Here is a 20,690-nt window from a genome sequence, read left to right on the forward strand (position 1 = left end):
CGTTAACTATGATTTTTGCGGTTCTATGAACATCAAATATAGAGTATTTTGTGAAAATCAGATAACTAAGTCTTCCTTTATTTAATGTTCTAGAACGTAAAAAATTAAATAAGAAAGTTCTTGTAATAGGAAGAGGGTATAAACAAGTATTCCTAATCAAATCATTAACAAAACGAGACATCACGCTAATATCTTTTTTGAAATATTATCAACCAATTCTCCAACATTCTTCCAAGAAACTATTTCAATAGAAGTAAAACGTATATTAAAATATTTTTCTATTGCAACAATAAGTTGGACATTGGTTAAAGAATCCCATTCTTCTATATTATCTGAAGTTGTATTGTATTCCAATTCAATTTCATCATTATCAAGTATATCTCTAAAAATTAATGTTACTTTTTCTAAAATTTCTTTTTTATCCATACTCTAAATTTTATTATTTTATATATTTGTATTTTTTTAAATCCTCAATTAACTGTTTAGTGAAATTTTCACGTCCCAATTTATTAAGACACAAAGGGTTTAAAAGATAACTTTCCAAATTTAAACGACAATCTTCTGAATAATCCAAAAATAGAATCTTTTTACTTTGTAACACATTAATAACACTTAGCTGTTTAAATTTTGATGGAATTAATTTATTTAATTCTGTTGATATTGGTGTAAGTAAAAAAACAGGCTTTATGTCTCTTTCTATGCAAAATTTTATAATTTCGTCTATTTTTTTAGAATTATATTCTATCGCATCATTTATTTTTTGTGGTAAATTATCTGTATCAAAGTTAGTAAGATTAAACTCATTAATCCATGCATCAATTAATTGTTTTGCAGCCTTAGCCATTTTAGGACCTTTACATGTACAACGTGAAATGTTATACAAATCAGTATGCCAACTTAATAATGAACTTATTAATTTTTTTATTCCAAGCGTTGAAGGATCTTTGACATATAAATTATAATAATTTATATCAAAGTTATCAATCATTGCCCTGTGAAGGAACGGATAGTAGCGCAAATTTTTATACAAATCACCATCATTTTTAGTATAAGATACTTTACAAAGACTAAAAGGACAAATTGGAAATAAAGCTATACGTGGACCATCTTCATCTAAAAAGGAATAGTAATTTTTCAGTACATTTAAATCGTATGTTAATGTTTGTGGACCTACTGCCAAATTAAATCCATTAACACCCACATTAGAATAATCCAGGGCATATTTTCCGGGGCTACTACCTAAATTAATTATTTCCAAGTGCTGTCGTATTCTACTTATACGTAAAGCATCGCTAAAATAAGTATGATACCAATTACTATGAAAAAAGAGAATCTTATATATAACTTTATATATATGTGCAAAAAAAGCAATATTAAACTTCATTATATTAACTGTTATTTTAATAACCTGGACAATAAAGAGATTCTGGCAAGTATTGATAATTTACATTAAAATCATCGATCGAATTTATCTCATTTAGAGACAACTCAAAATCAAATATCTGATAATTTGACTCGATTCTAGAAGGTCTCATTGATCTTGGTATTGGTATAACACCTTTTTGGATATTCCACCTAAGGATAACTTGTGCGGGTGTTTTTCCATACTTTTCACATATAGAAGATACTATATTAGAAGATACAATATTAAAATCACTTCTTAAACACATCAATGGACTATATGACTCTACCTTTATCTTATTACTATTACAGTATTCAATCGTTTTTCTCTGTATATTTATTGGCGAAACAAATATTTGATTCACCATTGGTTTTACGTTACAAACCTGTAATATCTTTTTTATATGCCGTTCTTTACAATTACTTAAACCTATAGATCGGACTTTGCCACTTTTTAGCAAACATTCTAAAGAATCCCAGATTTCTTCTAAACAGTCATTATATGGCCAATGCATGAGGAGTAAATCAATATAATCAGTTCTTAATTTTTTTAAAGATTCATTTGCTTGCTTGAAAACGACCTCTCTATGATTTCTATTTATACATGATGCTGAATTATAGAAATATGCACCAATAGGAAACCCATTATTATCAAGTTTGTCGCCTATTTTAGTAGTAATGAATACATCTTTTCTTTTATATTTTGTATTATTGAAAATAAAATTGAAATTATCGCCCAAATCTTCTTCATTAGAATAACAATGAGCTGTATCAAATAGGAAACAACCATTATCTAAAGCTGATAGAAGTGAATTACGTAGTGACTCTCCAAAAATAGAATATGTTCCAAATCCGACAATTGGCATTTCTACCCCATTTGAAAGTTTGACAAGTTTATCCATTATATATTGTTTTCAATATTTATATAACAATCTCTCTTTACATATTTAGAGATATCCAAAATATATCTATTAGATTGATATATTGAGAATCCTAAATTAGTATAAAGTTCTTTTACCATTCTATTTTTGGTAGTAGATAAATATTCGCCTACAATTTTTTTATAGCCTTTTCCCTCCGCTATTGATACTATTGTATTTAACGTAAAGTTTTCCATACCTCTATTCAGAACTCGGCAACTCATAAACCATGTATCAATAAATAACGTATCATCATTTAGTTTTTTCATTATAACAACAGATACAAGCCCATTGTCACCAAATTTATCTTTTAAAGTAAAACTGATGCAAATTGTATCTTTTTCCATAGCCAAATCTTCAATATCAGTCTCTGCATATCTTACAGTTCTTAGATTAAATTGATTGCTTCGTTGAGATAATTGCGCTATTCTAGGAATATTAAACTTATTAAATCCTTCTATTTTTGAAACCATATTCAATGATATCAAAAAATCTTTTTCATTATCGAATGATTTTGAATATATATCTCTCTCTGCCTGTAATTGATATTGCTTTGTTCGATTTTTATCGGCGGTGCTGTAAGATGTAGTTTCAAATAAATTCAGAGAATAAATATATTCTAAGTATTCTGCTGGGTCTTCTGGTAAATTGGGGACGGTTATTCCTATTATATTCTCCTTTACCATATTCCGTTCAAAGGGGTTATCATCAATAAATACCATAGAATCAAAGCTTATATTAAGTATTTTTTGTATTCTTATAATATTATCAACTTTTGTTTCCCAATTCGCAATAAAAACTGAAATATCATCTAGATTAAGGATCATATCAGGATGTTTTTCAAATGGTTTTTTTGCAATGTCTTCATCATTTTTACTACATACACAAATAATTATTCCACGATCCTTAAGTTTTTTTACCCACATTTGGAATTCAGTAAAAACCTTGCCTATTCCCAAACCATGGCCTAACTGAATGCCTTCCATACCATCATCCCCGATAATACCTCCCCATAATGTATTATCTAAATCTAGAATAAGACATTTTTTTATTTTGCCTTGTGCTGCTGAGACTATATCCATAGTTCTTGAAGCCACATATGGTAATATGTCTAGTGACAGTATCATTTCTGTGCTAATATATATGGTCGAATCAAACATTATATTTCGTCCAAACTTATTTTGTATGGCACACAGATCACAGATAAAAAGATTATGTACTTCTTGGGATAACCGCATAAGCTCATAATTTAATTTACGCACTTGATATGTAAATGAAGATGTAACTTTATTTGCATAACTACCAAATACAGAATCGTCTATTTCCGGATAATTATAATATATTATTTTCGAATCTGTATTACTACATATATACCTTACGAAAGATAAACGTTCTTCTGCTAAATTAACTAGTTCTGTGTTTTGCAACAAACTATATTTTTCATTCAATTTATGGGTTGATTGAAATACAATAATATAGTCTGCATTAAACTGATAAAGTTGGCTGTTATGATCCATAAATTGCAGTTCAACTTGATTATATTCAGCTTCAAACATTTCTATATTAAATTCTCGATCTATTCCCATTCCTTTTATAGCTGTTGCTAAGAATTGAGTAGAGGTATCACCTACTATAGCCAACTTAATAATAGGTAATTCAGAATTGTTTTGTTTCAATTTTTTCTTTAATTGCTGAAAAGTAAGCATTTACATTATTTATTTAATTGTTTTACTACTTTAGCTGGATTTCCTGCTGCAACACAAAAGTCAGGTACATCGTGAGTAACTACACTTCCAGCACCTATTATGGAACCCTTTCCAATTACAACGCCTTTGAGTATAATGCAATTCATTCCTATCCAAGAATCATCATTAATAACAATTGGTTCTGTAGCGACATCTCCCCAATCTTTATTTTTAATAAAATTCTCGCCATGCCTTATATCATAAAGTTCATCTGAAATATCTGTTCTTCTTTTCAAATAACTCAAAGAATGAGAGTCATGATCATAAATAGTACAACCCCATGCTATTGTTACATTATTGCCTACTACAATAGAGGATCTACTTATAAATGTACTATTCCCAATATAAGAATGATTCCCTATAATTACACTTCCTTGTTCTGATTCAAAAATAAAATTACCTTGAATTATGCAATCTGCACCTATTTTTAGGTACTTAAGTCCTTCTTTAGGGTTATCAAGTCTAATATTTATTTTTCTACAAATACTTGTATCATCTATTTCACTGTATTTTTTTAAAAAATATTCATTTTTTATTTTTGTCATAATCTTTTGCATATTTTTTTTAAAAAAATAGGTTAGTTTAGATATCATAAGCTTTTATTATTTAAAAGGTTCAACATAGCTTCGCACTATATAACAATTTTGTTTAAATACTGAATAAGTAATTGAAATAATAATTAAAATTCTATTTTATTTGTATAATAATTCAGTATAGTATTATTTTAGACTTTATTACTAGCCTCATAACTATGATTTAAATATATTATTTATTCAGAGAATTAGTAGCATTCAGAGAAGGGTTGGGGATTCCCGATAAGTATTTTTTACCGCGGCAAACAGGTTATCTCTGTCTAAAAATAGAAGGCTCTGACCATCCGGCACAGAGTCATTTTCTATCTTTTGTATTTTTCTGAGCACGTATTATAGTTGTTGATATATACTTCTCTGATTGGTGCAAAGGTAATATTATTTTTTTTCACTTTATAACGAATTGAGCTTTTTTTTCGGTTTGGTAGACAAATTATATCTATAGTTTACAATATAAATAAAGAATGGCATCCGCTACTATTATTCACGGATGCCGTTTAAGACATTACTTCAGAGCTAGTTAGCCGCTACCGCTGTACCGGTAACCAGTCCTGCCAGAGATTGCAATTGCAAAGTCAGGCATAGTCACCTTACCTTTATCTTATTAAAATGAGTCTGTTCCTACGCAGCTGGAGCATAGCTTTTACACTATCAAAGAATTGTTCCAGAAGTATAAAGGTATAGCTTTAGTGATATGAACTCATAGCTTTAGCATAGTGGGAGCATAGTTTTTCTCTAAAATCCTTCACGTTTTCACTTAATGCGTTGATATTAAGTAATTTAAGCGTGAAGGAAGCCTTTTTTCCTTCACGTTTCCTTCACGTAATACAATATTTTTTGTGCAAATTGATAATAATTAACAAAATACCCGTGAAGGAAGTGTGAAGGAAAAAAGGCTTCCTTCACACTTATCATTCTGTATATAAGCATATTACAGATAACGTGAAGGATTTTAAGAAAAAACTTCTTGTTAGTAAAATACAATTGGATGAACTATCCATACGACCTGTGCCGTTAAATTAATAAGCATAGGTTCCTTTACTTGGATACCAATCGTTTAAAGTAAAGCCGAACCCCTCAAGGGTTATATTGTCCGATGATTGCTCTGCTTTTAAGGGTGTGCATTCATAAAAAAGCTATTCACAATCAGGGCAACGCAATTTATTGCTATTCGTTATAAGAACGAAATTATATTTAAATATTTATCAAAAAAGGAGATTATCCAAGTTATTGTAATAACTTGCACCCCGAAACAATTAAGTTTGTATTGAAATTTTTATTTAGCAGTATTTTCCCCTATCTGTTTTCGGGATTTTTCTTCGCCATAATTAATGGAATTCAGCTTCTTTTGTTGGCATTTAAGGTTCGCATGTAACTACAAATACATCATGCGAATCCGATTTTATTGTGATTATTAAGTAGAAAAAAAGATTGCGATAGAGCGCAATCATACAACATTATGACATTATAGTATAAAATGAAAAATTTATCTATCGGAGATTTAAAAATACGAATTCCCATCATTCAAGGTGGAATGGGCGTAGGAATCTCTTTATCCGGCTTAGCCTCGGCCGTTGCAAACGAAGGAGGCGTTGGTGTGATTTCATGTGCCGGTCTAGGACTTTTGTATAATAACTTATCGACTAATTTTAGCGAAGCATGCATTTTAGGACTTAAAGAAGAACTGAAAACCGCTCGTGAAAAGATAAAAGAAACACAACAAAAAGCGAAAGGCATTATTGGAGTCAATATTATGGTCGCTATGTCAAACTTTGCCGATATGGTGAAAACGTCCATATCTGAAAAAGTTGATATCATTTTCAGTGGAGCCGGACTTCCGCTCAACTTGCCGGAATTCCTGGAGAAAGGGAGCAAGACGAAACTGGTACCTATCGTTTCATCAGCTCGTGCTTTGGGCATTATTTGTGAAAGATGGCACAGCCTGTACAATTACCTTCCGGATGCCGTAGTAGTGGAAGGACCAAAGGCCGGAGGACATCTGGGCTACAAAGAAAATCAAATCTTCGACGAACACTATTCGTTAGAAGAAATCTTGCCTCAGGTAGTAAGCGAAACCGCTATCTACGAAGAGAAGTATCACAAAAAGATTCCTGTCATTGCAGCGGGCGGCATCTATACCGGATCAGATATATGCAAGATGATGGATTTGGGTGCTTCGGGAGTGCAATTGGGCACTCGGTTCGTAACGACAGACGAATGCGATGCTTCGATGGAATTCAAACAACAATATCTGAATGCAAAAGAAGAAGATATTGAGATAATTAAAAGTCCGGTTGGAATGCCCGGCCGTGCAATCAGCGGTTTCTTTCTAAGCCAAGTGAAAGAAGGCATCAAACAACCCAAGTATTGTCCTTTCCACTGCATCAAAACCTGCGATATTTCCAAGAGCCCCTATTGTATTATGCTGGCTCTCTATAACGCCTTTAAAGGAAATTTTCAAAACGGATTTGCTTTTTCCGGTGCCAATGCTTATCGTAGCAACCGAATAATGAGTGTAAAGAATACGATTTCCGAATTAATGACTGAATGGAAAGAGAAAGAACTTTCTCTCAAAAAGAAATAATGTGATATCAACCGCAATGTAATATCACAAAAACAACAGAGTGCAAACTGTCAGACCTATCATTTACGTGCACGATAGATTAAGATCCTGACTGTCTGCACTCAAGTTAACTTCAGTTCATCAACTTAATTTTATAAGTTAATGTAGCACCGGTTGTCTTGTACAATGCACCATCATCACAATTAGGATCGTAAGCAACATGATCAGATGATTCCTTTGTTTTTCCTAAAATAGCACTTACCTTTATCCAAACCTCTTCTCCCGGTTGAATATTCAGATTCTTCAACTCAATTGTCTCTGACTGAGGATTCGGATAAGTACCAGACCATCCACTATTTCCTTCTTTCCATACGACTTTGAATTTTTGAGCAAAGCCTCCACCGTTCTCACAAGTGATTTTATTTACCTTTTTCATAATGATTTGATTTAAATGAAAAACATTAACGATATGTGCACTAAATTTATTAAGAACCAACATGAGAAACGGCATTCGGAATATTATTAACGAATGCCGCTAATGATTTTAGCAAAATGCTAATACAATAAAGAATAAATCAAACTCTATCTTTGATCTTCTTTTTGCCATAGTTCACCTTCGCCCTGATAGCCATTCTGAAGACAAATCAAGTCATTAGAATGACTTAAGAATTTACCACTTTCTTTTCCGAGGCATTCGAAGGCTACATCAGTGTGAATTTTTTCATGGCAAATCCATTCTTCGCCCTCACCCAGAATACCGTTCTGAAGCCATAGTTTGTCGAATGCATGAGACAGATATTTACCTGCTTCTGCTCCTAGACAGACTAATGCTACACGGCCATTTGGTCGTTTCTCTAGGTTAAAGACTTCGCCTTCACCTTGGATTCCATTCTGCAACCATACTTTGCCTAAGGCATGACTCAAGTACTTTCCCTTTTCAGCTCCAAGAGCTTGTAACGCAATTCTTGACATAATGTAAAATTTAGATTGTTAAGGTAATTGATATATTCTAATTCTTATCTATATTTATATAAAAAGCCGCTTACTTTTTATGACTAAAAAAATATTTACATAAAGTATAGAAAATACTTATTCGCAAATATAGTCTTATTTCCCGATATTGTCCTAAAATTAACATAGTTTCTGTGTTTTAACTAAAATAATATTTATCTGTTATTCAAAATACATATTTTTTTTACATATCAGAAGTATCCAATCTTCCTTTCTTAATTCATTTTTCTTTGTGGATGCTGGGTGTTCATTTTCTTTTGTGAGCGGAATGCGTTCATTTTCTTTTGTGTGTACAAAAGAAAACCGAACCAAAAGAAAAAACGCAAACACGCTGCGAAGCTACTCCGCTCTGTCATTCAGCTAAAACGAAGAACTCGCTACGCTCAGACATGCTTCGTTTTTTAACGCTTCATTCGGTCGCTCCCGTTTAACGCTTCTACGCTATCGTTTGCAGGCTTACGCACCGTTATTGCTTACGCACTCTCACTGCTTACGCACTCCCTGCTTGCGCTATTGTCCTCACAAGCGTTTCAGTGCGCTGCTTCTATTCCTCCTTGAAAGATTTAAGGAGGTGTCACGAAGTGACGGAGAATGTGAATCAATAAGGATATATCATCTTTATTCAATATTGGTTAGGTACGCGTTCTATTCACATACCCCGCCCTAAAGGGCACCCCTTTAAATCTTTCAAAGGGGAATAAGCGCCGGTGAAGTGAGAAAAACTAACCGTATAGAAAACATCCAAAAAGTCGAAAGAAGGAAAAAATAAATGTGTATAAAAGAAAATGGCACAGGCATATGGATAAACTATCCATACGACCTGTGCCGCTAAGAACTGAATTACAATCTAATCTAATGTAAACCTTAAAGTCTTAATATCATCACTACTACTACCTATCATAATATCAAAATCACCCGGTTCGAACTTATAATCAAGATTCTGATTATAAAACTTTAAATCATCGGGCTTTATCGTAAATGACACTGTCTTTGTCTCTCCCTTCTTAAGGCTGATACGCTGAAAACCTTTCAATTCCTTGACGGGACGGGATACACTGCCTACAAGATCACGGATGTACATCTGAACTATTTCGTCGGCATCATAACTGCCGGTATTGGTTACATCTACTGATACCTTGATTTCTCCATTTTCACTAAGATGATTACTGCTCAGACGGGGTTCTCCATATGAGAATGTGGTATAAGACAGTCCGTAACCGAAAGGATAAAGCGGACTGTTGTCGATATCCAGATAGTTGCTGCGGAACTTGGTAAACCATTTGCCGTCTTCAAGTGGACGACCGGTATTGAGATGATTATAATATAGAGGTATCTGACCTACGCTCTTTGGCATGGTAACGGTAAGTTTTCCACTAGGCGACTTGTCTCCGAAAAGCACATCACAGATGGCATCTCCGGCTTCGCTACCGCCAAACCATACGTTAAGTATAGCCGGAAAATTCCGGGTCTCCCATGTCATTACTGTTGCACGACCTGAGAAATTAAGAAGTACGATAGGTTTGCCTGTCTGCTTGAGTGCGGTAAGAAGATCGTGCTGGGCGTCAGGCATATCAAGATTGCTACGGCTGCTGCACTCTCCGCTCATCTCTGACGACTCACCTACTGCGGCTACTATCACATCGGCATCTGCTGCTGCTCTCAACGCTTCATCAAGCATATCCTTAGCCGAACGCTTGTCGCGCATCTCACGGCCGAACATTGTGGCGTTCTTCTCCATCACTGAATCGTACATCAAATTGGAGCCTTTGGCATATAAGATCTGAGCTTTATCACCTACGGCATCCTTCATAGCCTGATACAGCGATTTGTACTTATCCGCACGGGCTGCTACACTCCATGTACCGGGCATATTGGCACTGGTATTTGCAAGCGGACCGACAAGAGCTATTTTACCGGTTCGTCTGAGGGGCAGAATATTGCCATGGTTCTTAAGCAAAACGAATGTCTCGGCGGCAATACGGCGTGCTTCTGCACGATGCTCTACGGTATAGATCTCTTTTGATGCTCGCTTGGCGTCACAGTACTTATAGGGATTGTCGAACAGACCTAACTTGTATTTTGCCTCTAATATACGACGGCACGCCTGATCGATTGACTGCATAGATACTTTACCCTCATTTAAGGATTTCTCGAGGGTGCCGATAAAGCCATCGGATACCATATCCATATCTGTGCCTGCATTCAAAGCCAGTGCTGATACTTGTTGCAGGTTGCCCATACCATGAGCTGTCATCTCGGATATGGCTGTAAAATCGGTTACAACAAAACCCTTAAAGCCCCACATATCGCGAAGCACATCGTTAAGAAGCCATTTGTTGCCTGTGGCCGGTACTCCGTCTACGACATTGAATGATGTCATCACGCTACCTGCGCCGGCATCTACAGCTGCTTTATAACCGGGCATGTAATCATTGAACATGCGCCAATGACTCATATCCACAGTATTGTATTCGCGACCGGCCTCGGCCCCTCCGTAGAGTGCGAAATGCTTGACGCACGACATAATGGTGTTGTTGGCTTTAAGATCATTGCCCTGATAGCCTTGAACCATTGCTTTGGCAATTTGGGCATCAAGATATGGATCTTCGCCATTGCCTTCTGACATACGGCCCCAACGTGGATCACGACAGATGTCGAGCATCGGACTAAATGTCCAGCAGATACCGTCGGCTGATGCTTCGGTGGCGGCTATGCGCGCACTCTCTTTGATGGCGTTCATATCCCAGCTACAAGATAACGACAACGGTATTGGGAACACTGTCTCATATCCGTGAATGACATCCATACCGAAGATGAGTGGTATCTTAAGGCGACTTTGTTCTACGGCCACCTTCTGTACTTCTCTTATCTTTTTAGTACCTTTGAGGTTGAAGAGTCCGCCTACTTCACCTCTTTTGATTTTGCCGGCTACATCGCTGCTCTTTGCCTCGCCTGTGACGATATCGCCGGTGACAGGAAGATTAAGCTGACCTATTTTTTCTCTTAAGGTCATCTTACTCATCAGATTGTCTATAAAGACATTCATCTTTGTGTCGTCATTGACAGAAGCTGCACCGGCGCACAGTGTAAATGCAGCGAAAGCAGATAGTAATATGTTTCTCTTATTCATTTTCGTATCAATTATTGATTGTAAATCCTAGTTTTTTCAGACCTGACTGAATTTCGGGACAACTCATGAACAAATTCCATAACAGACCGGTGCGATAATTCTCTATCATCGGTGCGATGGTGAGCTGGTCGATAGCCAGATAATGGGGTGCTGTCCAATTGGCTGTCTCTGAGAAGGCATCGTAGAATCCGTACTTACCCCATATCCAGTTGCCTTTACCCCAGAAATATTTCAATGCGGCCATAGACTGCTGTGGGGTATACGGGAATGACGACAGTGCTGCCGTAGGTGTGATAACGCCTAAATCATTACCGGGAGAATGAGCTGAGTATCCATCGATAGAATAACTGGCGGTAAGTCCCCAACAGTTTTTACCATAGCCTTTGTATCCCTTAGGATTGCGGACACAATACTCATAATCGCTCATCGCATGATTGCGAGTTACATTCCAATAATCGGCATACTCGTCTGTAAGACCTTTTGGACATAACCCGATGTATGAATACTGCGACCAGAAAAGTGGACCGCCAAGTTCTTCGGCTCCGTTATGTTTGAGCTCGAGCGCATAACCGAACGGGGCTGAATTGCTCTTGATGGCTCCGCTGCGTGCCCATCCTTCATGATAACACGCTGCAGGTATGGAATGAGTAGGAGAAGATGCTCCAAGAATATAGGCGATAAGACATTCGTTATATCCTTGTAATGGGAAATTCATATCCCATCCATAGTCGGGTGACCAATGCCAGTATATGACATTCTTACCTCCATTACGATACCAGTCGTACTCCATACCTTGCCATAAGGTGTCGATCTTATCTGCCAGTTGTTTTTCTGCCGTATTGCCTCCTCTGAAATACTGGCGTACGCAAAGCAGGCTCTGCATCATAAACGAACTCTCTACCAAATCACCACCATCGTCTTTCTGACCGAATGGTTTTACCTTACCAGTAGGTCCATAAAGCCAGTGTGGCCACATACCGTGAAACCGATCTGCCTTAGACAGATAATTGACTATTTTGGTCAAACGGGCAACACCGTCTGCACGATTGATAAAGCCACGATCGATGCCGACCAACAATCCTGCCACTCCAAAACCACTACCACCAAGGGTAACTACGTCTTGATCGTTTTCAGGATATTGGTTGTCGAGGTGTATTCGCTCATAAGCCAATCCGGATGTCGGGTCTGCTCCATCCCACATATAGTTGAGATGTACTTTCTCTATATAGTCGAGCATAGCATCATCACTTGAAAATGAAGAAGGCCTGCTTGTTGTTTCAGGGGTAGGCTGAACTGCACTTTCATTTGTCTCGCCAGCTTTACATGAAATAAATGCCATAGCAAGAAGTAACAAAACGGATAATTTACTTTTTGTCATATACTAAATCATTTTTTTATAGTTTTGGATAACTCTGAACACCCTGTTTCTCCTAAAGCCTCGACTGCAAAATAATAGTTGCCGGAGGTGTCAAGTCCTCTAAAGTTATAAGACTTATTACCAAGTACAGTGATGCTGTTGTAAAGTTTGTCTGCTGCTATGCCATAATAGATATTATAGCCATAAGCTCCCGACGAAGGGCGCCATGATAGAAAGGCGTTGCGTGGGTCTTTGTGAGAACGAAGCACTTTCAAACCCTGTACCTGTGTAGGTCTTTTACCATCGGTACTGCCGAATACCCGGATCTCTGATAAACAGAAATAACCGGATGACGGCATATGCAGATTCTCTACCTTAATATATCGTGTGCGTAATGGCGATTTGAGTTCCAGATAGTCGTGTGGCGAGTCTTTGTCATTATCGCTCTTGTCGACTGCAAGTGTCCAGTCTGTACCATTATCGCTAGCCCATATTCTATACTGGTAGTATATGTCATTGGCGCGATTGTTCTGTACTGTCTTGTAGTCGTAAAAATTAAGTTGAATAGCCTTAACATCCTTTACTGCGCCCAAATCCAGCTGAGCCCACTCTCCGGGGTTGCCTGTCTTTGCTGTCCAAAATGTACGCATGTTCTCATCTGTAAGATTAGACGCGCCGTATATGCTGTCGACGGATGACACAGTTGCCTTCTTGCCGTATGAGAGAAGCATCCAACCGGCAAATCGGTCGGAAGGTTTCTTGATATCTTTATCGGCATTCCAACATGGATAATCGCCAAAGGCTGTATTAGAATACATTATGCCATCTTTATCAAAAGCCATCGGATAAAGTCCGATACGGCGCTCAAATTTATACTTCAATGAAAGCATACATGTAGCTACATGCCAATAGTTGCCTTTAAGGTCGGCAAAAGTGCCGCCATGACCTGAACCTTGTACAAAACCGCCCGGTTTATAGCACATCGGATTATGTTTCTGATAAGTAAAAGGGCCTAAAGGGTTGTCGCCAACATAAACGCCATCGGCATATATTTTGAATTCGGTACCTGGACCGCCATACTGCAAATAGTATTTGCCGTCATGTTTGGTCATATAGGCGCCTTCGACGAATGGGCGTAAAGTTGTATCATCATCATTGTTCATTCCGAATCTCTCCCAACCATGGTGTTCGGGATCGAGCATGAGCACATCGTGTATCTTGCTTATGGGCATGAAATTGTCACGGCTTAACTCTACTGCCTTTATAGGATATTCGTTGCTTGAACCATAATAGAGATATAACTTGCCGTCGTCGTCTACAAACAGACAGGGGTCCCATGATGGAAGCGTGCTGCACTCTACGGCCTGACGCCAACGTCCTGACCATGGATCGGTGGTATACCATATAGGTAATCCCTTGTAAGTGGACCCTGTATAAAAGAGAGTATCACCAACAACATAAGCTGCCGGAGCACATTGGTCATCGTCTGTAGGGAGACGCTGGAATGATGCTGTACAAAAATCCCAATCGCTTAGATTCCTGGAATAATGAAAACCGCCCTGGTTAGTAGAGAAAAGCATGTAATGGTCTTTGTAGGTAAGTGCCATTGGATCTGCCGAAGAGCGGAACGAACCCTGAGCCTTGACATTATCATCATACGACTCGTAATTATAGCTGATATTAAGAGGGTTACAATATGTGGAAGTGCTATTGTTATAAGGGTCGTACCATGGCGTGGCTTGAGCTTTATGCCTTGGTAGAGAGACTGATATTCCGGTACTGCTGACCATCTCAACATTTATATTGCGGTCTCCCTTTTTTCTTATAACATTAGCAAAATCCTTACCCGGATAATACACATATATGTGTAAATCGATATCAGTTGCCGTCAGGTGATAATTGCCTTCTGCATCAGTATTACAATGACTGGGACTGGCGAAGAACATTACAGTTGCTCCCTCGAGAGGCTTACCATCGGTATCGGTAACACGACCGGTAATCTGATAAGTATTGTGTACGGGAATATAGTAATTGCTGACCTGTCCCTTTACTACTTTTATAGAATCTGAAGAATCACTTAAGTTGATGCTCCCTGCCGAAGCAGGAAGCATTAACAGAATGAATAATATGATATAGTTTGTCTTTGTCATTACTTATCTATTGGAGCTTTGTTCAAATCAGGGTTATCCGATAGTTGATCAAATGGAATCGGATAATAGGTCTTGTCTACTGTCCATCCGTACTTTCCTAAAACTGTAGCAGCCTTTCCGGTACGAACTAAGTCGTTATAACGTTCGCCCCACTCGCAACAGAGTTCCATACGACGCTCGTCTAGTATCTGGTCGACAGTAACATTTGTGATTGATGGCATCTTGGCGCGCGCTCTTACCAGATTGAAAGGTGCATCGCCATTTTTACTCTGGCGTACTTTAGCTTCTGCGTTCATGAGCAGTACATCTGCATAGCGAAGTATACGGACATTGTTGTTTGATCCATATTTTGTTCGTCCTGATGTCAACTCGTTCTTAGGAGTATAAGCCTTACCATTCCAGCAGTCGGTCTGCGTTGCGTTTTGAAGTGGGCGGATTACGTCACCACTTGGAGTAGTTGTTCCTGCCTCTAGGAATGAAGTGGTGTATCTAACACTTTCACCTCTATTCTTAGCCCAGTCGCGGAATGATTTGTACAAGCCGATGAATCCCCATCCTGAGATATCGCCATCGTTGGCCGGACCCTGGAAGACAAACCACTGATCTGCATCTACCATATCGCCTGAACCTAATCCAAAGTCGGTACACTGGCACTCTAACAAACTTTCATCGCAGAGTTTTCCCGGTATTTTAAACAATTCATAGAAATCAGGATATAGTTGGAATTTACCACTATTAATAATGTCATTGGTGAGGTCTTCTACCTTAGCATAGTCGCCTTCATTGAGATATATCTTTGCTGCCAAAGCTTCAGCTGTATATGCAGATGCTGCTCCTACGTGCTCCATCTCGTTAGGACGTAGTTTGGGACAGTTGTCGGTAGCGTACTGCAAATCATTAAGAATATAATTATATACAGATTTTAAAGTAGAACGTGTAAGGTCGGTCTGACTGTTACTGCTAAGGATTGTTACTGGTCCGAATGCCTGTGTGAGGCGCCAGTAAGCATAAGCCCGTAGTATTCTAACTTCACCCTGATACGACTTATTTGTAGCCAGAGTTGCAGTATTTGTAGTGTTGGCTGCATATTTATCGAGCGATTCCAAAGCTGCATTAGCCACTTTTATCATTCCGTAATACTGATTCCACATTTCATTCAGTCCCCAGAAGGTATTGTCGTAATTATACCCTGTAGGATCGTCGGTCTTTCCACCAAACTGATTGAGGATAGCCTGATCGTCAATACGACCAGACCAAACATCATCATCACGGATTATTGACAATGGCCATATTACCCAATGCATACCACCGGTACGCAGTTTTGCGTATACACCGGATACGGGCTGGTACATATTGGCCATATCAGTGAAATCTACACCTTTTTCAGGTACACTGTTTTCCGGATCTTTATCCAGATAGCTACTGCACGAAGTCATAGCAAGCAATATTGTGCTAACAGCTACAACAGATATATATTTATAAATTTTCATTGTACTAAATTTTATGCGTTAGAATTGTATTTGAATACCAAATGTATAAGTTGCAGTTATAGGATAAACCTCTGTATCCCAACCCTGAGAGTCGCTAAGTTCGGGTGAGAAGGAATTAGCAGAGAATGTTGTAAATGGACGGTCGGCTGTTGCACTGAGGCGTATGCTTGGCATAGTGTAGCTGCCCATCTTGATATTCTTGAATGTATAACCCAGTGTGATATTCTGGATACGGAAATAGTTGGCACTCTCTACAAAGAATGAGTTGACACGCTGGTCTGAAATGTTCCAGCTACGTATAAGTGCTGCTGCTGAAGGATAGCTATTGGTAGAGCCTTCTCCTGTCCAACGGTTCTTAAACTGGTCGTAATCGAAGTTGTAATTGCTCTGTGCATAACGGAGAGCACGTTTGCGGTTATACATCTTTGCTCCCGACTGACCGTATGTGCTAACTTCAAAGTCGAGATTTTTCCAAGTAATACCGGCATTGATTCCGTATGTGAAGGTTGGTATATAAGAACCCAGAGCCTGTCTGTCATTACCATCAACGATTCCATCACCATTCTTATCTTCATACTTAAAGTCGCCCGGCTGCAGACCGTTCTTTACGGCTGTAGGATCAGCTGCACACTCTGCTGCTGTCTGATAGATGCCGACAACCTTATATCCATAGAATGAGTTCATTTCCTCACCTACTATATTTACGGTTTCTCCACCTTTGATTATTGATGGTCCACCAAGGTCTTTAACTCTGTTTTTAAGTATTGAGATATTGGTACCAATATGGTATTTTAAATCTTTACCGATACGATCTGACCATGTTGCAGACAAGTCGAAACCTTCATTAAGGATTTTACCATAGTTACCTGCCAAAGTCTGATTGCTGAATGCTATCTTAGGAGATATGACAGCATGCTTTGTCATACGGTGGAAATAATCGGCATCAATATTTAATCGACCTTGCAGAGTAGATAGATTAAGACCGGCATTTATTTCATCTACAACCTCCCACTGCAACCAGCTAAAGTATGATGTATTCTGATATCCCGGTAGTGTGGTATTACCGAATACGCCTGATGAACCGTTACCTGTAGTTATGTTTGCGAAACCATCACTTGCAGCAACGTGGTCGTTACCCAGGCGGCCCCAGCTGGCACGTAACTTAAGATATTCTATTGCACTCTGATTTTTCATAAATGGCTCTTCTGTTACAACCCATGATGCACCTACTGATGGGAAGTATCCCCATTTGTCCTGATACTTTGAAGATCCGTCTGCACGCATAGTAAACATAAGGTAATATTTTCCGGCATAATCATAGTTCAAACGAGCAAAATATGAGAGTCCGCGATATGTAGTACCGTTGTCAGAAAGTGTAATACCTGTAGAATTGCCTTGACTTAGATATTGATATTCTTCTTTGCCCTCAGGTACATTAACAGCAGTTCCACTTAGAAAACGATACTTTTCCTGACGCATTGACATACCGAGCATTGCACCAAAGTTGTGTCTGCCCCAACTGTCACGATATGTCATGGTATTATCCCATATATAATTGTCGTAACTTGTTGTACTCTTGGTAAGACTTGTAGTTGTGTTCTGCTGCCAACTGCTCACATAATACGTAGGAACAAAAGTCTTTCCGTTGATAGCCTGATAATTATAGTTGACACTTGTCTTCAAATTAAGTTTCTCTGGTATTAAATTAATCTGCGCATAAAGATTTGTAAGATACTGATGAGAATCGTTCTTCGAATTATAATAGTTGGCCATTGCCACAGGATTATAGAAGTTGGACGTGAAACCTACTGTTGAAGGTGATGCATACTTATCAGGGAATGCACTTGTGTTGTTTGAATCGTATACAGGGTATATACCAGGAGAATTAAACGCCTGCTGCCATGCACTGTTATTAGGCAATACCTGATTGGATATGCTGACAACACTACTGAATCCTACTTTTAACCATGATGTAGCATCATAATCGAGAGTTGCACGGAAGTTAAGACGCTTATAGTTGTTTTTTACATCCATAACTCCATCCTGATAAAGATAACTCATACCAAGAGAATAAGTTGTTTTCTCACTTCCTCCTGTTATACCAAGACTATGATTGGAAATAATAGCGGTACGAAGCATTTCTTTATACCAGTCTGTATCACTGCCAAAAGTCCAATTGTGGAAATCTGAACCTGCATAACTACCACCATACTTATCTATAGACGACTTGATGGTTGGAGCATAAGCATCGTAATTAGCTTCGAGAAGCATTGTAGCATACTGCTGTGAGTTGGCCATCTTAAGTACATTGGTGGCTTTTTGGAAACCAATATAACCATCGTAGGTAATCTTAGCGGGCTGGTTTTTCTTTCCCTTCTTTGTTGTAACAATAACGACGCCATTTGCAGCTCTTACACCATAAATAGCTGCAGCAGATGCATCTTTCAGGATAGACATCTCTTCGATATCCTCGTTATTAAGAAAGTTGATATCATCGTAGAACATGCCGTCTACAACATAAAGAGGTGAACTGTTGGCGAATGAACCTGAGCCACGTATTCTTACTGTAGGACCAGAACCGGGAGTACCACTGCTGATAACATTAACACCAGCCACTTTTCCTTGTATTGCTGTCATTGGAGACGTAGAAGGAACAGAACTGATTTCTGCTGATTTCACTACTGTAATAGGTGATGTCAGATCCTTAGCCTTTGCAGCTCCATAACCGATAACAACTACATCTTCAAGATTCTGCATATCGTCATCTAATGTTACTTTCATATCTGACGATGCTTTAACCTTTTTGGTTTTCATTCCAACAAATGAAAAACTTACTGTTGCACTAGATGGTACATCCTTAATAGTAAAGTTACCATTAAAATCGGTCACCGTACCATGACTGGTACCATCAACCATTACTGTAGCGCCGATAACAGGTTGACTCACCTTGTCTACTACAGTTCCTTTTATTGTATTGTTCTGAGCAAACCCCAGCTGAACAATAAAGAAACCAAGGTGCTGACTAAACATGTCACTATGTATATGAAAAAGAACCCTGTAAATAATCTATTCTCGTTCTCACTAATTTATCATAAAGGCACATTATGCGAACCAAGGTTAAGTGCACTGGCATCATATTTGTCTGATATCGGTACAGACTCTCTATCAAAACATAAATTAGGACAAGCATTTCAACAGCTCGGTACAACGTTTGAAACCTCAGCAGAAAAAAATAGTTTCAGCATTACATTATCGGGTATCGACAGCAATCTGGTACCATCGCTTCAACTACTCCGTAACTTCATGGATAATGCCAAAGCTGATAAGGAAAGTATGAAGACTCTGGCTGAAACATATAAGGTGAACAATAAATCTTTCGTAAAAGATGCTGATGACGTAGCTGATGCCATCATCGAAAAGATTGCCTATGGTGACAAGTCGGTCTATATCAACCATACTTCGGCTAGAGATATTAAGAAGATGAAAGGAGAGGAACTTATTGACTTATTCAAGGAATTGCCGAAAAACGAATGCTCTATAGTTTACTGTGGTCAACAGTCTACTGATGATGTGGAAAATGCAGTAAGGGAATATATGCCGATAAATGAGGCTGCACTACCCGCCTCTATCGTATACAGACAGATGAAGACAATAGAAAAGCCAACGGTATACATATTCAATCTGCCAACGGCCAGACAAACGAAAATTAAAACTTATCAGACAGTAAAACCATGCACCTCAGACAGTGAGAAAGCGAAACTGAAGATATGGGGAAGCTATTTTGGAGGAGGATTCTCTTCACTTCTATTCCAAGAAATACGTGAGTTCCGTTCTTACGCTTACAGCACCTACGGTCACGACCAGCAACCACCGATAAGGTTCGCCGCCGACCGCTCAGCATACATCGCTGAACTCGGTACTCAGAACGACAAAACGATACTGGCACTCGGAATCCTTGACAGCCTGTTCAACAACATGCCTTTGCGAGAACAGAATGTTGAAGCTGTAAAACAGGAGGCTATAAACCGCATCAACAATAACTATCCATCGTTCAGAAATATCGGTACAATGATAGCAAACGATAAAGAACTCGGATACAGCGAAGATCCTAATACAGGCATAGCAAAAAGCATTCCTCTATTGGGAATGGGCGATATCATATCATATTACAAAGAAAATATTCTGAACCATCCACGTGCAGTCATAATCGTAGGAAACAAAAAGAAGTTGCCTATGAAAGAACTTGTCAAATACGGGAATATCATTGAACTGAAAAAGTGTGACATATATAGGTAATACCTACATATGCAATGCACTTTTTCAGCCGTTAAAA

Annotated in this window: 14 protein-coding genes; 2 read left to right on the forward strand and 12 right to left on the reverse strand. The window is 38.2% G+C overall.

Annotation, left to right across the window (positions count from 1 at the left end; genetic code table 11):
* Positions 1-180 precede the first annotated feature (180 nt).
* Genes XYLOR_RS06040 through XYLOR_RS06060 form a run of 5 tightly spaced genes read right to left on the reverse strand, consistent with a single transcriptional unit; the run spans position 181 to position 4,611 of the window.
* Complete coding sequence (locus tag XYLOR_RS06040) at positions 181-426, reverse strand: acyl carrier protein (protein WP_036877792.1); 246 nt, start codon at positions 424-426, stop codon at positions 181-183.
* A gap of 13 nt (positions 427-439) precedes the next feature.
* A complete protein-coding gene (locus XYLOR_RS06045; protein ID WP_036877794.1) occupies positions 440-1,384 on the reverse strand; it encodes a hypothetical protein in 945 nt (314 codons plus the stop codon).
* Between the two features lie 16 nt (positions 1,385-1,400).
* Positions 1,401-2,303, reverse strand: coding sequence for an aldo/keto reductase family protein (locus tag XYLOR_RS06050; protein WP_036877796.1), 903 nt, complete (start codon positions 2,301-2,303; stop codon positions 1,401-1,403).
* Positions 2,303-4,027 carry an HAD-IIIC family phosphatase gene (locus XYLOR_RS06055; protein ID WP_036877797.1) on the reverse strand — a complete coding sequence of 575 codons (1,725 nt, stop codon included), beginning with the start codon at positions 4,025-4,027 and terminating at the stop codon, positions 2,303-2,305. Before XYLOR_RS06055 ends, XYLOR_RS06050 begins: the two co-directional genes overlap by 1 nt.
* A gap of 5 nt (positions 4,028-4,032) precedes the next feature.
* Positions 4,033-4,611, reverse strand: a complete 579-nt coding sequence (locus XYLOR_RS06060) for an acyltransferase (RefSeq protein ID WP_036877798.1) — start codon at positions 4,609-4,611, stop codon at positions 4,033-4,035.
* A gap of 1,522 nt (positions 4,612-6,133) precedes the next feature.
* Between XYLOR_RS06060 and XYLOR_RS06065 the strand changes: the two genes are divergently transcribed.
* Positions 6,134-7,240, forward strand: coding sequence for an NAD(P)H-dependent flavin oxidoreductase (locus tag XYLOR_RS06065; protein ID WP_036877799.1), 1,107 nt, complete (start codon positions 6,134-6,136; stop codon positions 7,238-7,240).
* A 112-nt stretch (positions 7,241-7,352) separates the two neighbouring features.
* Here XYLOR_RS06065 and XYLOR_RS06070 read toward each other — a convergent pair whose 3' ends face one another.
* The 7 genes from XYLOR_RS06070 to XYLOR_RS06100 form a co-directional block, all read right to left on the reverse strand.
* Positions 7,353-7,655 carry a hypothetical protein gene (locus tag XYLOR_RS06070; RefSeq protein ID WP_036877801.1) on the reverse strand — a complete coding sequence of 101 codons (303 nt, stop codon included), beginning with the start codon at positions 7,653-7,655 and terminating at the stop codon, positions 7,353-7,355.
* 146 nt (positions 7,656-7,801) lie between these two features.
* Positions 7,802-8,191 (reverse strand): hypothetical protein, encoded by a 390-nt coding sequence (locus XYLOR_RS06075; RefSeq protein ID WP_036877802.1) that lies wholly within the window; start codon positions 8,189-8,191, stop codon positions 7,802-7,804.
* 886 nt (positions 8,192-9,077) lie between these two features.
* Entirely contained in the window at positions 9,078-11,360 is a 2,283-nt protein-coding gene (bglX, locus tag XYLOR_RS06080; protein WP_036877804.1) for a beta-glucosidase BglX, read from the reverse strand.
* Between the two features lie 7 nt (positions 11,361-11,367).
* Positions 11,368-12,738 carry a glucoamylase family protein gene (locus XYLOR_RS06085; protein ID WP_036877806.1) on the reverse strand — a complete coding sequence of 457 codons (1,371 nt, stop codon included), beginning with the start codon at positions 12,736-12,738 and terminating at the stop codon, positions 11,368-11,370.
* Positions 12,739-12,746: 8 nt separating this feature from the next.
* Complete coding sequence (locus XYLOR_RS06090; RefSeq protein WP_245602036.1) at positions 12,747-14,828, reverse strand: family 43 glycosylhydrolase; 2,082 nt, start codon at positions 14,826-14,828, stop codon at positions 12,747-12,749.
* A gap of 38 nt (positions 14,829-14,866) precedes the next feature.
* Positions 14,867-16,357, reverse strand: coding sequence for a RagB/SusD family nutrient uptake outer membrane protein (locus XYLOR_RS06095; protein WP_036877811.1), 1,491 nt, complete (start codon positions 16,355-16,357; stop codon positions 14,867-14,869).
* A gap of 18 nt (positions 16,358-16,375) precedes the next feature.
* Complete coding sequence (locus XYLOR_RS06100) at positions 16,376-19,387, reverse strand: SusC/RagA family TonB-linked outer membrane protein (protein WP_036877812.1); 3,012 nt, start codon at positions 19,385-19,387, stop codon at positions 16,376-16,378.
* 12 nt (positions 19,388-19,399) lie between these two features.
* Between XYLOR_RS06100 and XYLOR_RS06105 the strand changes: the two genes are divergently transcribed.
* On the forward strand, positions 19,400-20,653 hold the full coding sequence (locus tag XYLOR_RS06105) for a M16 family metallopeptidase (protein ID WP_051508906.1): 1,254 nt from the start codon (positions 19,400-19,402) through the stop codon (positions 20,651-20,653).
* The last annotated feature ends 37 nt before the right edge of the window (positions 20,654-20,690 follow it).

Source organism: Xylanibacter oryzae DSM 17970 (assembly GCF_000585355.1).
In the GTDB taxonomy this organism is placed as follows: Bacteria; Bacteroidota; Bacteroidia; order Bacteroidales; family Bacteroidaceae; genus Prevotella; species Prevotella oryzae.

Bases quoted from the DNA above. Each gene is read 5' to 3' on its own strand.
- XYLOR_RS06040 (WP_036877792.1), bottom strand. From the start codon at position 426: ATGGATAAAAAAGAAATTTTAGAAAAAGTAACATTAATTTTTAGAGAT.
- XYLOR_RS06045 (WP_036877794.1), bottom strand. From the start codon at position 1,384: ATGAAGTTTAATATTGCTTTTTTTGCACATATATATAAAGTTATATAT.
- XYLOR_RS06050 (WP_036877796.1), bottom strand. From the start codon at position 2,303: ATGGATAAACTTGTCAAACTTTCAAATGGGGTAGAAATGCCAATTGTC.
- XYLOR_RS06055 (WP_036877797.1), bottom strand. From the start codon at position 4,027: ATGCTTACTTTTCAGCAATTAAAGAAAAAATTGAAACAAAACAATTCT.
- XYLOR_RS06060 (WP_036877798.1), bottom strand. From the start codon at position 4,611: ATGACAAAAATAAAAAATGAATATTTTTTAAAAAAATACAGTGAAATA.
- XYLOR_RS06065 (WP_036877799.1), top strand. From the start codon at position 6,134: ATGAAAAATTTATCTATCGGAGATTTAAAAATACGAATTCCCATCATT.
- XYLOR_RS06070 (WP_036877801.1), bottom strand. From the start codon at position 7,655: ATGAAAAAGGTAAATAAAATCACTTGTGAGAACGGTGGAGGCTTTGCT.
- XYLOR_RS06075 (WP_036877802.1), bottom strand. From the start codon at position 8,191: ATGTCAAGAATTGCGTTACAAGCTCTTGGAGCTGAAAAGGGAAAGTAC.
- bglX (WP_036877804.1), bottom strand. From the start codon at position 11,360: ATGAATAAGAGAAACATATTACTATCTGCTTTCGCTGCATTTACACTG.
- XYLOR_RS06085 (WP_036877806.1), bottom strand. From the start codon at position 12,738: ATGACAAAAAGTAAATTATCCGTTTTGTTACTTCTTGCTATGGCATTT.
- XYLOR_RS06090 (WP_245602036.1), bottom strand. From the start codon at position 14,828: ATGCTTCCTGCTTCGGCAGGGAGCATCAACTTAAGTGATTCTTCAGAT.
- XYLOR_RS06095 (WP_036877811.1), bottom strand. From the start codon at position 16,357: ATGAAAATTTATAAATATATATCTGTTGTAGCTGTTAGCACAATATTG.
- XYLOR_RS06100 (WP_036877812.1), bottom strand. From the start codon at position 19,387: ATGTTTAGTCAGCACCTTGGTTTCTTTATTGTTCAGCTGGGGTTTGCT.
- XYLOR_RS06105 (WP_051508906.1), top strand. From the start codon at position 19,400: ATGAAAAAGAACCCTGTAAATAATCTATTCTCGTTCTCACTAATTTAT.